General features: G+C 38.2%; 13 protein-coding genes. 11 read left to right on the top strand and 2 right to left on the bottom strand.

What is annotated here, in order from left to right; all coding sequences use genetic code 11:
- The first annotated feature begins 13 nt into the window (after positions 1–13).
- From sufD to GYM62_RS03570, 7 genes are all read left to right on the top strand, one after another.
- Entirely contained in the window at positions 14–1,282 is a 1,269-nt protein-coding gene (gene sufD / locus GYM62_RS03600; protein WP_219958335.1) for a Fe-S cluster assembly protein SufD, read from the top strand.
- Positions 1,283–1,291: 9 nt separating this feature from the next.
- Positions 1,292–2,515, top strand: a complete 1,224-nt coding sequence (locus tag GYM62_RS03595; RefSeq protein ID WP_219958334.1) for a cysteine desulfurase — start codon at positions 1,292–1,294, stop codon at positions 2,513–2,515.
- Positions 2,512–2,943, top strand: coding sequence for a SufE family protein (locus GYM62_RS03590; protein ID WP_219958333.1), 432 nt, complete (start codon positions 2,512–2,514; stop codon positions 2,941–2,943). The genes GYM62_RS03595 and GYM62_RS03590 overlap by 4 nt, the downstream gene beginning before the upstream one ends.
- Positions 2,944–2,945: 2 nt before the next feature.
- Positions 2,946–3,281 carry an iron-sulfur cluster assembly protein gene (locus tag GYM62_RS03585; RefSeq protein ID WP_091654555.1) on the top strand — a complete coding sequence of 112 codons (336 nt, stop codon included), beginning with the start codon at positions 2,946–2,948 and terminating at the stop codon, positions 3,279–3,281.
- Between the two features lie 23 nt (positions 3,282–3,304).
- Positions 3,305–3,727, top strand: coding sequence for a BrxA/BrxB family bacilliredoxin (locus GYM62_RS03580; RefSeq protein WP_219958332.1), 423 nt, complete (start codon positions 3,305–3,307; stop codon positions 3,725–3,727).
- A 247-nt stretch (positions 3,728–3,974) separates the two neighbouring features.
- Positions 3,975–5,261, top strand: coding sequence for a citrate synthase (locus tag GYM62_RS03575; RefSeq protein ID WP_091654558.1), 1,287 nt, complete (start codon positions 3,975–3,977; stop codon positions 5,259–5,261).
- Between the two features lie 122 nt (positions 5,262–5,383).
- Entirely contained in the window at positions 5,384–5,644 is a 261-nt protein-coding gene (locus GYM62_RS03570) for an acyl-CoA-binding protein (protein WP_091654560.1), read from the top strand.
- Positions 5,645–5,720: 76 nt separating this feature from the next.
- Here the strand turns inward: GYM62_RS03570 and GYM62_RS03565 are convergent, their stop codons facing one another.
- Positions 5,721–6,710: a bile acid:sodium symporter family protein gene (locus GYM62_RS03565; protein ID WP_219958331.1), complete on the bottom strand. Its 990-nt coding sequence runs from the start codon at positions 6,708–6,710 to the stop codon at positions 5,721–5,723.
- Positions 6,711–7,457, bottom strand: a complete 747-nt coding sequence (locus tag GYM62_RS03560) for an RNA methyltransferase (RefSeq protein ID WP_219958330.1) — start codon at positions 7,455–7,457, stop codon at positions 6,711–6,713.
- A 19-nt stretch (positions 7,458–7,476) separates the two neighbouring features.
- Here GYM62_RS03560 and GYM62_RS03555 point away from each other — a divergent pair, with 19 nt between their 5' ends.
- From GYM62_RS03555 to GYM62_RS03540, 4 genes are read left to right on the top strand one after another with little or no spacing between them, the layout of a single operon-like run.
- Positions 7,477–9,900: a BamA/TamA family outer membrane protein gene (locus tag GYM62_RS03555; protein ID WP_219958329.1), complete on the top strand. Its 2,424-nt coding sequence runs from the start codon at positions 7,477–7,479 to the stop codon at positions 9,898–9,900.
- A 4-nt stretch (positions 9,901–9,904) separates the two neighbouring features.
- The gene (hemF, locus tag GYM62_RS03550) at positions 9,905–10,816 is read left to right on the top strand and encodes an oxygen-dependent coproporphyrinogen oxidase (RefSeq protein WP_219958328.1); all 912 of its coding nucleotides are present in this window, start codon (positions 9,905–9,907) and stop codon (positions 10,814–10,816) included.
- Positions 10,813–11,388, top strand: coding sequence for a phosphatase PAP2 family protein (locus GYM62_RS03545; RefSeq protein ID WP_219958327.1), 576 nt, complete (start codon positions 10,813–10,815; stop codon positions 11,386–11,388). Before hemF ends, GYM62_RS03545 begins: the two co-directional genes overlap by 4 nt.
- On the top strand, positions 11,385–11,987 hold the full coding sequence (locus GYM62_RS03540) for a Crp/Fnr family transcriptional regulator (protein ID WP_219958326.1): 603 nt from the start codon (positions 11,385–11,387) through the stop codon (positions 11,985–11,987). Before GYM62_RS03545 ends, GYM62_RS03540 begins: the two co-directional genes overlap by 4 nt.
- The last annotated feature ends 4 nt before the right edge of the window (positions 11,988–11,991 follow it).

Below are 11,991 nucleotides of genomic sequence, written 5' to 3'. Positions count from 1 at the left end.
TAAAAAAACTACCATGAGTACCTTGACAAAACAAGATACCTTCTCTCCTTTATTGGAAGCAGCAACTGACAATTTTATTGAGCAGAGAACTCTGGGTAAAGAGAGTTTTCTTTCTCAAGGTCTGCCAGCGGTAAAGGAAGAGGAATATAAATTCACTCAGATATCCAGAAAACTGGAAAAAGAAATTTCAGACTTTCAATCTGCAAAACCAATTGAGTTGACCAAAGAACTTGTCGACCAATCTATTTATGAAGGTTTTGAGGGAAATGTCCTTGTATTCAACAATGGATCCTTTATTCCAGAACTTTCTGACTTGCCTGAGGGTATAGAGATTTCTTCTATTACAAAAAAAGAAGACTTGAATCTAGGAAGCATTGCCAAGCCTGAAAAGGATGCTTTTGCTGCTTTAAATTTAGCTTCATTTCAAGACGGTGCATTTATATCTGTTCCAAAGAAAACTCAAATAACTGCACCAATTCTCTTACTTTCCTTTTTCAAAGCAAATTCTGGACAGGTTGTACAACCTAGAATATGGATTGAATCCGGTGATTTTGCTGAAATAACTTTCATCGAGCAGTCTGTCCTTCTAGGAGAAAAAACTGTCTTTGCCAATAAAGTGGTAGAGATCAAGGGAGGCTTGAACACTAAGATCAATTACTACAGACTTCAGAATGAAGGCAAGCAATTTATCGAAGTAAGCAATATTGAAACTGATATTCATCAAGACTCTCAGTTTTCAGCAGTTACCATATCACTTTCAGGAAATATGGTTAGAAATAACCTCAACCTGAATATTCTAGGAAGTAATTCCGTTGGGAACATGTACGGCATTTACCTATTGAACGGTAAAGCACACGTGGATAATCACACGAACGTAGATCACACTGTGCCTCATGCAGAATCTAATGAATTGTACAAAGGGATCTTGGCTGACCATTCAAGAGGGGTTTTCAATGGGAAAATCTTTGTAAGACAAGATGCCCAGAAGACCAATGCTTTTCAGCAGAACAATAACATCTTGCTTTCTGAAGATGCGGTAATCAATACCAAGCCACAATTAGAAATTTGGGCAGATGATGTGAAATGTTCTCATGGATGTACGACAGGCCAGTTGGATGAAGAGGCTTTGTTCTATTTGCAGGCGAGAGGAATAGATAAAATGCAGGCAAAAGGTTTGCTTTTGTATGCATTTGCAGGAGAAGTATTAGAACACATAGAAACCGAAAGCTTCCAAGCATACTGTACTAATTTGGTGCAGGAGAGACTTGGAAGTAAATTCTAAAATCCATTCATGAATTTTGATGTGAACCAAATCAGGGGCTTGTTTCCTGTGCTTCACCAAGAAGTACACGGCAAGCCCTTGATTTATTTTGATAATGCAGCTACAACACAAAAACCGAAGCAGGTTCTTGAGGCTTTAACCTCCTACTATGAAAAGGATAATTCAAATATTCATAGAGGTGCTCATGCTTTAGCTGATAGAGCTACTCAGTATTTTGAAAATACCCGCGAGTCTGTCAGAAAATTTATCAATGCCAAAGAGAGTGCTGAAATAATATTTACAAAAGGAACTACCGAATCAATTAACTTGATAGCGCAAACCTTTGGGAGGAAATTTATCGGTAAAGGTGATGAAATCATCATCTCGACCATGGAGCACCATTCCAATATTGTTCCTTGGCAAATGCTCTGCGAAGCAACGGGAGCAGTCCTGAAAATCATCCCCATTCACGAAAATGGAGAGCTAGACTATCAGGAATTCGAGAAACTTCTTACTTCCAAAACAAAACTTCTAAGCGTAGTTCATGCATCTAATGCACTGGGCACGATCAATCCAGTCAAGAAAATGATTGATGCAGCGCATGCTGTTGGAGCCAAAGTATTATTGGACGGAGCGCAATCCACTAGTCATTTGGAAATAGATGTTGTGGACTTGGATTGCGATTTTATGGTGTTTTCTGCTCACAAATTATATGGTCCTACCGGATTGGGAGTGTTGTATGGAAATAGGGAAATCCTTGAAGCCATGCCACCATTTTTGGGTGGTGGAGAAATGATCAAGGAGGTTACCTTCGAAAAAACAACCTACAACGACATCCCTTTCAAATTCGAAGCAGGAACTCCCAATATAGCTGACGTAATTGCATTCGACGCTGCAATAGAGTTTATTGACTCCTTAGGTAAAAAGGCAATTAAGGAGCACGAAGATGAGCTTTTGAGCTATGCCAATGAATTGACAGCTGATATCAAAGGCTTTCAACCGATAGGTACGGCAAAACAAAAAGTATCTGTTCTATCTTTCAATATCAACGGCATGCACCCATTCGATGTAGGTCAAATGCTGGACGCTAGAGGTATCGCTGTGAGAACAGGTCACCATTGTACTCAGCCTTTGATGAAACGATTTGGAATAGAAGGAACTGTTAGGGCTAGCTTTGCTGTTTACAATACCAAATCTGAAATTGAGCAAATGGCAGAAGGAATTGCCAGAATAGCCAAAATCAAAAATAAATGAGCAGCATCAACGAAATTCAAGACGAAATCGTATCAGAATTTGAGATCCTAGGAGATGATAGAGAATCCACCATTTTCTACATAATGGAACTTGGAGGAAACTTGGAAGGTTTTCCCGTTGAGGAGCAAAAAGAAGAAAATATCATTAAAGGTTGTCAATCTAAAGTTTGGTTGATTGCAGATGAAATTGATGGTAAAGTACACTTCAAAGCTGATTCTAATACAGATATTACCAAAGGATTGATTTCTCTTTTAATCCGCGTATTGAATGACAGAACTCCAGAGGAAATTATCCATGCTGATCTCAATTTTATTAACAGAATTGGCATGGGGAGTATTATTGGGAGTCAAAGATCCAATGGATTGGCTTCAATGATTAAGCAGATGAAGTTGTATGCCATTGCCTTCCAAACCAAGCTAAATGCCTAATTATGGAAACTGAAAATAACACAGTGGGACAGGTTACTAATTTGAAGGAAAAAGTGGTTCAGGCCATAAAACTGGTTTATGATCCTGAAATTCCAGTGGATGTTTATGAATTAGGATTGATCTATGAGATTACTGTTTATCCCGTCAATAACGTCTATGTTTTAATGACCTTAACCTCACCGAACTGTCCATCAGCGGAATTTATACCTTCTGAGGTAAAAGATAAAATACAGCAGATTCAAGGAATAAATAATGTGGAAGTAGAAGTAACATTTGATCCTCCCTACTCCCAGGATATGATGTCTGAAGCTGCAAAACTTGAATTAGGATTTCTATAAAGAACTTTAAATAATAAGATAATATGTACCCTGAAGAATTAATTGCTCCTATGAGAGCTGAACTCTCAGATGTGGGATTTGAAGAGTTTAGAACAGCAGAACAAGTTGCTACCCACCTAGGACCAGACCATAAAGGGACCACTTTCGTAGTGGTGAACTCTGTCTGTGGCTGTGCTGCAGGTGCTGCAAGACCAGGTGTAAGATATGCATTGGAGAATGCTTCGAAAAAACCGACTACACTTGCAACAGTATTTGCCGGAAACGATCGTGAAGCTGTGGATAAGATTAGAGAAATCGTATTACCTTATCCTCCATCCTCTCCTGCTATGGCTTTATTCAAAGATGGAGAGCTTGTTCATTTCATAGAGCGTCATCACATTGAAGGAAGAAATGCTAAAATGATCGGTGACCACTTAGTAGAGGTTTTTGAACATTTTTGTGATTAAAAAAAGCCCTTCGGGGCTTTTTTCATGAAAATTTTGTAAGAGCAATCTTTTTCGAAAAGAAATTTTAAGGATTTATTGAATTTCCAATATCCAATTTAAAATTCCCTTGCTTTTCAAACGGTAAAAAGAGCATTTTTGCAAAATTATATTACCCATCGCATAATAAAACCTTAAAAAATATGGGATTTTAGTAACTTAAGGCCATCTTTTACGGTTTTTATAAAAACGCAATCCAAAAACAAGTTATATGTCTGATTCCGCCAAGTTGTCCTACAACGGACAAGATTTTGAGTTTCCGATTATAGTCGGAACCGAACAAGAACCTGCAATCGATATTGCAAAACTAAGAGGAGCTACTGGTCTAATCACCTTAGATCCAGGTTATAAAAATACCGGATCGACCACTAGTGCAATCACATTTTTAGATGGAGAAGAAGGAATTCTTCGTTACAGAGGATACAGAATTGAAGATTTGGCAGAGAAGTCAACTTTCTTGGAGGTAGCTTACCTTCTTATCTACGGTGAACTTCCTACCCAGGCTGAATTTGAAAACTTCTCCAAAGAAATCACTCATCACACTTTGGTTCACGAAGACATCAAGAAGATTCTAGATGGCTTCCCTTCCAACGCGCACCCAATGGGCGTGCTATCTTCTTTGATTTGTTCTCTATCTGCTTTCTACCCTGATTCATTAAATCCAAATAGAAGCAAAGAAGAGGTGAACATGAGCATCATCCGTCTTATTGCCAAAATGCCAACTTTTGCTGCATGGGCTTATAAGAACGAAATGGGACATCCTGTGAATTATCCGGATAATACTCTGGATTATTGCTCCAATTTCCTAAAAATGATGTTTGCCCTTCCGGCAGAAAAGTATGATGTAGATCCTGTTGTATCTAAAGCTTTAGATAAATTGTTGATCCTTCATGCCGATCACGAACAAAACTGTTCTACTTCTACAGTGAGAATTGTTGGTTCTTCACAAGCAAGTATCTATGCTTCTATTTCTGCAGGTATCAATGCGCTATGGGGACCACTTCATGGAGGAGCAAACCAATCAGTGATCGAAATGCTAGAAGCTATCAAAGCTGATGGTGGAGATGCTAAGAAATACCTAGACAAAGCAAAAGACAAGAATGATCCTTTCAGATTGATGGGCTTTGGACACAGAGTGTATAAAAACTTTGATCCAAGAGCGAAAATCATCAAGAAAGCAGCTGACGATGTATTGGAAAAACTAGGAGTAAATGATCCAGTATTAGAAATCGCCAAAGAATTGGAATACGCTGCATTGAATGATCAATATTTCGTAGACAGAAAGCTATATCCAAATGTGGATTTCTACTCTGGAATTATCTACCGTGCATTGGGTATACCTACTGATATGTTCACGGTAATGTTTGCTTTGGGTCGTCTCCCAGGTTGGATCGCACAATGGAAAGAAATGCGTGAAAACGGTGAACCAATCGGTAGACCAAGACAAGTATATACTGGTGCAAATGAAAGAGATTATGTTTCTATGAATAGAAGATAATTTTGATTTATGCTAAAATATGAAAGCCAGCCTTCCTAAGGTTGGCTTTTTTATTGACATATCTTATCCAAACCGAATTTTTAACGGATATTTGGAAACTGAAAACACCAATTAGAGTTTACATGAAACCTACCACACTGGATGAGGCAATGGCCCTAACCAAAAAATTTACAGAAAGACCCAGCAATGAAGAATTATTGAAACTTTATGGCCTTTACAAACAAGCCACTGAGGGAGATAATACAGGAGAAAGACCGGGGGGATTTGACTTCAAAGCTGCTGCTAAATACAATAGCTGGTTGAGTTTAAAGGGAAAAAGTCAGGAAGAGGCTACCCAAGAATACATCGATTTTGTCGGTAATTTATCCGAGAAGTACATCTAAATAGAAAGAGGATAGAATTCAGCAGGGAGATCTATCCTTTTTTTGACATATTCTTTAACAATTTTTTTACAAAAGCCTATTGCTCTTGTCTTGAAAAGCGTTGGGCTAAAATAGATCCGACAATCAATTGCTGAATGTGATAAAGCATCACTGGAAGTAGTACTAATCCCAGAATGGCAGGATCGGGGAATATCACTTTTCCAATCACAACTCCATGCACCAAGGATTTTTTGGAACCACAGAAAAGAGCTGTGATCCTATCTTCTACTGAAAAGGAAAGTACATTTGAAAGGTAGTATGTAATCATGCATATCAAGGCGAAGAGCCCTAACATGATAGCAGCTAACTGAAAAAGAGTAGATAAGGAATATGGTGCAAAGATTTTTTGAGCGAATGACTCAGAAAATGCCGTAAATACAATTATCATGATTACGGTTTGATCCACATATTTTAATCGTTGAAGATGTTTGTGGATTTTAGGAAAAAGCCATTTATGAAGAAATATTCCTAAGCAAACCGGGAGTATGACCTTATAAGTTAATTCCAAAAGAGTTGGCAGAAAGTCCACCTCTACTCCCAGACTAGCTTCTCCTAGAACATCCATCCAGAGAGGAGTGACTACCACTCCGATCAAGCTGGAAATACTTGCGTTAAATATAGCAGCAGGAATATTCCCCCTTGCGATTGAAACCATTACTACCGATGCACTAACGGTTGAAGGCAAAGCCGATAAATAACTAATTCCCAAAACAAAATCCTGTTTGATTGAAGGAATCAATTGAAGTCCCAAGAATACCAGCAATGGAAAAAGCAGAAACGTAGTTAATTGAATCAATAGGTGCAATTTCCAGTTGGAAAGACCTTGACGTAGCTGATTCGGATCGAGCTTCACTCCATAAAAGAAGAAAACCAATGCAATTCCTACATTAATGATCGGTTTCCAAGGGACTGGGCTGGATGCTGCCCCCCATTCTGGAAATAGATAGCCCAAAGCAATGGCTCCAAATAGTCCTAAAAGAAAACCATTGAGACCAACTCTCTTCAGAAGACTCCAGATTTTTTTCACTTAGCCAATCAATCTTTTAAAATTATCACAGAGGACAGCAGTCGCTATCGCAACATTCAATGACTCAGCAGAGCCAAAGGCAGGAATAGTTATTTTCCTTGAAACAAAAGGCTCTACCTCGGGAGAAATTCCTTTAGATTCATTCCCCATCAAAATTACCCCCGGCTCTACCTTCGACAAACTATGCAGATTTTCCCCGTCCAAAAATGCTCCATAAACCGGTAAATTCCAGGAAGAGAGCACTGCGGGTAAGTCTTCGTAAAAAAATTGAATCCTGGTAAATGACCCCATGCTAGCTTGAATAACCTTGGGGTTATAGAAATCAGCTGTTTGAGAGGAAAAAAGAAGTTTTTTGATTCCGTACCAATCTGCAATCCGGATGATAGTCCCTAGGTTTCCAGGATCTCTGACATCATCCAGCGCAACAACAAGTTCATTTTGATCAGGTCTAAAAGCTTCATTGACTTTTTGCTTTACCACTGCTAAAGCCGAATCATTGCTTTGATATTGACCTAGGCTTTCCAATTGATTTTTTGTTGCTTGGATAATTTCGAAACTGCATTTTTTTAAAAGAACATTATGCCTTTCGATAAAATCAGGAGTAGCCACCAAAAAATCAATGATGAAGTCTGAGTTGATCACCTCCACAACACTTTTTTCACCTTCTACAAAGAACTTTTGATGTTCGGCACGGTATTTCTTCTGATGTAAGGATTTTATAAACTTAACCGTATTTTTGCTAAGCATTGTGATTGAATCTTTCGATTTGAAATTCTCCAAATATATACTTTTTCTTTCTCTGCTAGGGCTTGCTTCAGCTTGTTCCTTGACTAAAAATCTCCAAGAAGGAGAATATGTGGTCTATGAATCTGATATAGAAGGGGTGGAAAAAGCAAACGAAGAAGAAATAGCTGGTTTAATCCAGCAGGAACCCAATTTTAGAATTCCTGTTTTTAATTTTTCTCCAGGAGTCACTATTTACAGATTTGGGAAATCATTCTTTGACAGTGTCGCAGTCAGTGAAAAAAGGGTTGAAATTGAAAAAGAGCTAAAGCAAATAGAACAACAGCTTGACTCTATTCCAGGGGACAGAAAACTTCAGAAAAAATCCGATAAGCTCAATACCAAAATCGAGAACCTCAAAGAGAAAGAAGAGTATGGAAATGGGTTTATGCGCACTGGCAATCCGGTAACAGTTCTGGATAGCAGCCTTTTGGAATCAACAAACAGGAATATTTCTGCTTACCTTCAGAATAATGGTTTTTTTGATTCAAGGAGCTCTTTTGAAGTTGAAACAAAAGGAAAAAAGGCATATGTAACTTATAGTATTGTAGAAAATACGCCTTACAGAGTCGACTCTGTTTATACCAGAACAGACAACGAGGATATCCAGATTATTCTCAATCAGAACAAATCAAAATCCAACTTAGCCAAAGGGAAAATCTATGCCCAAAATGATATCATAGCTGAAAGAAATCAAGTAGAAGAATTATTGAAAAACAATGGGTTTTACATGTTTTCCAAATCCTACTTGGAGTACAATGTGTATCAGGATACTGCTAAGAAAAATGTTCAAATTGAGCAAATTATAAGGAAACCCACATTTGCTGAACAGCATGAAATCTATACGATTGAAAATATTAATTTTAGAATTAATCCTCCCTCAGATGGATTCAGCGACGGCAGAGTTTCAGGTCAATATGACGGTATAAATTTCAATTTTTATAGAGATAGATATTCAGAGAAAATTCTTGCTTCGAGAATTCTATTTGATAAAAATGATCGATACAGCCGAAATAAAGTAATTGAAAGCCAAAGGCAACTAAGCAATCTAGACCTTTTTAGGTTTGTCAATATTTCCTTTGACACCTTAGGCACCTCACTAACAGCAAATATTTTTACACAGCCAGCTCAAAAATACCAATTGACAAATCAGCTGGGTTTGAGTGTAACAGAGCAGTTGCCTGGACCTTTTTTCAGTACCTCATTAAGAAATAGAAACTTTTTCAGAGCTGGAGAAATCTTGGAATTCAACTTCAGAGCAGGTCTGGAAGGTGTGGCCTCTGCGACAAATCAGGGGGTGTATCAAAGTCAGGAATTAGGAGTTTCAGCTTCTATTATTTACCCGAGATTTTTGATTCCATTCGTTCCAAATACGCTGAAAAAATACGGGAAATACAATCCCAATACACGAACCCAAATCGGTTATAACTATACTAACCGACCAGAATATACCCGAAAGGGTTTGAACGGTTTGCTAGCATATACTTGGGCCACCACGAATCAAAGACAGCAATTCACTATTAACCTTGCTGACATCAACTATATCAGGACTCCAAATATCACAGATGACTTTTTGGATGTTTTGCAGAATTTGGCCAATCAGGGAAATAATTTGATCTGGTCCTTCCTTCCTTCTTTTGTAAGTAGCGTTTCCGGCCAATCCGTCATCAACTTTAATCGTTATGGAGATTGGAAAAGAAGACCATCTTCCCTTCTTCGATTGTTTGTAGAAAGTGGCGGTACTTCGCTCAACTTATTCAATGTGCCGAGCAACAACAATGAAAACCTTCAGTTTGCCAATTTCCAGTGGCTTAAATTTCAGGCAGATTTTAGGAGATATTATCCAGTCGATCAAAAACAGACTTTTGCCTATCGTTTAAATTTCGGAATCGCCCAACCTTATGGAGTGAGTGCTGGAATTCTTCCTTACGAAAAATATTTCTTTGCGGGTGGAGGTACGAGTATTAGAGCATGGCAAGCAAGACGATTGGGACCTGGAAGCTCTGTACCAACCATAGGTGATGGAGGGCGCTATGATTATAATTTCGAGCAACCTTCGGAAATGATCATAGAATCCATGCTGGAATATAGAAGAAAGCTTTATGGCTACTTTGACATGGCCTTGTTCATAGATGTGGGAAATTCATGGATGATAGGCGTAGATGCCAGTAGACCCGGAGCGGATTTTAGGTTTGATCGATTCTACAAAGAGTTTGCTGTAGGTTCTGGCATAGGTTTGAGAATGGATTTTGACTTTTTGATTATTAGACTAGACTTGGCTACGAAAGCAATTGACCCATCTCAACCCGAAGGAGAAAGATGGGTGTTGGACAATATTAATTTCAGAAGACCATTTGGCCTAAGAGGTCAAACTGTACTTAACTTTGGGATTGGATATCCCTTCTAAACAAATGGCTAGAGCGAGTAAAGAGGAAATAGCAGAATTATATCAAAAAATCCAGGATCATATATGCTCAGAATTAGAGCAGTATGATGGGACGGGAAAATTCAAAGAAGACAAATGGGAAAGAGCTGCAGGCGGCGGTGGGAGAACCCGGATATTTGAAAATGGCCAAGTGATAGAAAAAGGTGGAGTTGCTTTTTCAGCTGTTCATGGTCCAACACCTGAAAAAATCCTAAATAAACTGGGTTTAGATGAAGCAGATTTCTACGCCACAGGTGTTTCGATTGTACTGCATCCTATTAACCCTCATGTACCCATCATCCATATGAATATTCGATATTTTGAAATGGAGAATGGCGTTTATTGGTTTGGAGGCGGTATTGATTTAACCCCTCACTATATAGTACCTGACGATGCTCGGTATTTTCATCAGCAATTAAAGTCGGTTTGTGATCAATTTGACGATACTTATTATCCAAAATTTAAAAACTGGGCGGACGATTATTTTTACCTCAAACACAGAGATGAGACAAGAGGAGTTGGAGGAATATTTTATGACCGCTTAGCCGGTAAAAATGATGAGCAATTTTCAAGCATACTTGAATTTAGTTTAGCATTAGGAAGACTCTTTCCGAAAATTTACGGGCACTTCATGAGGAAAAATGTCGAAAATCCAGTAACTGTGGAAGAGAAAGCTTGGCAAAATTTGAGAAGAGGGAGGTATGTGGAATTCAACTTGGTATGGGATGCAGGCACTAAGTTTGGTCTGGACACAAATGGCAGAACTGAAAGCATCCTGATGAGCATGCCTCCTCAGGCAGAATGGACCTATATGCACGAGCCAAAATCTGGGAGTCGGGAAGAATTTACGCTCAAGCATCTTAAAAAAGGGATAGACTGGCTTAATTTTCACCCATGATAGAGCAAATCAAAAAATGGGATGAGGATTTATTCCTCTGGCTCAATTCTTTCCACACAGACTGGTTGGATCCGGTCATGTACCAAGCCACAGAAACAATTACCTGGATTCCATTATATGCATTTTTGATCTATAAGATTTATAAATCCAACCCCTCAAATAGTTGGTGGGTATTTGGAGGTGTGGCGCTGACTATTTTGATTTCTGACCAATTTACTTCTGGATTTATGAAACCATTTTTTGAAAGATTAAGACCCTGTCATGACGAAAGATGGACTGATGTCATTCACAATTATGGGAGATGCGGAGGCTTGTATGGATTCGCATCTTCACACGCCGCGAATACTTTTGGCTTAGCAGTTTTTCTCAATAAAAAATTAGGAAAATCCATTAAAGGACTGGGCTGGTTATTTTTATATGCAATTTTAGTCAGTTACACCCGGATTTATTTGGGAGTTCACTATCCAGTAGACATTCTGATTGGAGCAAGTATTGGAACAGCAGCAGCCTTTATCAGCTGGTTTTTGATAGTATTTGTGAAAAGAGAGTTCTTGAAGAAATTTTTGAAATGAACTTAAACAGAACATCAAATGAGCAGGAAACAATTTTGAAATTCTTAAAGGAAATTCAATCCTACTCTCCTTTGGAAGACCATTCTGAGAAAGCTCTAGCAAATATTTGTTTTATCCAAAAAGTAGGGAAAAATGAGGTCCTTCAAGAAATAGGAAAAACTTGTAAAACCATATATTTTGTAATGGAAGGCTCTGCCAGAATCTTTTACCTAAAAGACGGGCTTGAGATTACGGAGTATTTCGCTTTTAAAAATGATTTAATAGTCAGAGCAGAAAGTTTGTTTAAATCTTTACCAAGTAACAAGGGGATTGTATCGATAGAAGAGACCCTATTTGTGGGAATTCCTTCAAATGCACTTTTCTCATTATTTGACGAGTTCCATGATATTGAAAGACTTTTTAGGATACTAATTCAAACAGTCTATCTCGAAACTATAAAACGACTTGAATCCATTCAATTTCAAACTGCAGAAGAAAGATATAAAGGCCTTTTAGAAAACCATCCTGAATTCATTCAAAAGATACCCTTAAAACACATTGCTTCATACTTAGGAATTACCCAGGTAAGTCTCAGTCGAATAAGAGCGGGAATTTCCTGATTTT

The sequence above is a fragment of the Algoriphagus sp. NBT04N3 genome (assembly GCF_019443765.1).
Classification (GTDB): domain Bacteria; phylum Bacteroidota; class Bacteroidia; order Cytophagales; family Cyclobacteriaceae; genus Algoriphagus; species Algoriphagus ornithinivorans.
The sequence above is the reverse complement of the archived record's forward strand: the minus strand, read 5'-3'. Positions and strand labels throughout refer to the sequence as shown.

Excerpts from the sequence above, each read along its gene's own strand:
- sufD (WP_219958335.1), top strand. The coding sequence starts at position 14 with ATGAGTACCTTGACAAAACAAGATACCTTCTCTCCTTTATTGGAAGCA.
- GYM62_RS03595 (WP_219958334.1), top strand. The coding sequence starts at position 1,292 with ATGAATTTTGATGTGAACCAAATCAGGGGCTTGTTTCCTGTGCTTCAC.
- GYM62_RS03590 (WP_219958333.1), top strand. The coding sequence starts at position 2,512 with ATGAGCAGCATCAACGAAATTCAAGACGAAATCGTATCAGAATTTGAG.
- GYM62_RS03585 (WP_091654555.1), top strand. The coding sequence starts at position 2,946 with ATGGAAACTGAAAATAACACAGTGGGACAGGTTACTAATTTGAAGGAA.
- GYM62_RS03580 (WP_219958332.1), top strand. The coding sequence starts at position 3,305 with ATGTACCCTGAAGAATTAATTGCTCCTATGAGAGCTGAACTCTCAGAT.
- GYM62_RS03575 (WP_091654558.1), top strand. The coding sequence starts at position 3,975 with ATGTCTGATTCCGCCAAGTTGTCCTACAACGGACAAGATTTTGAGTTT.
- GYM62_RS03570 (WP_091654560.1), top strand. The coding sequence starts at position 5,384 with ATGAAACCTACCACACTGGATGAGGCAATGGCCCTAACCAAAAAATTT.
- GYM62_RS03560 (WP_219958330.1), bottom strand. The coding sequence starts at position 7,457 with ATGCTTAGCAAAAATACGGTTAAGTTTATAAAATCCTTACATCAGAAG.
- hemF (WP_219958328.1), top strand. The coding sequence starts at position 9,905 with ATGGCTAGAGCGAGTAAAGAGGAAATAGCAGAATTATATCAAAAAATC.
- GYM62_RS03545 (WP_219958327.1), top strand. The coding sequence starts at position 10,813 with ATGATAGAGCAAATCAAAAAATGGGATGAGGATTTATTCCTCTGGCTC.
- GYM62_RS03540 (WP_219958326.1), top strand. The coding sequence starts at position 11,385 with ATGAACTTAAACAGAACATCAAATGAGCAGGAAACAATTTTGAAATTC.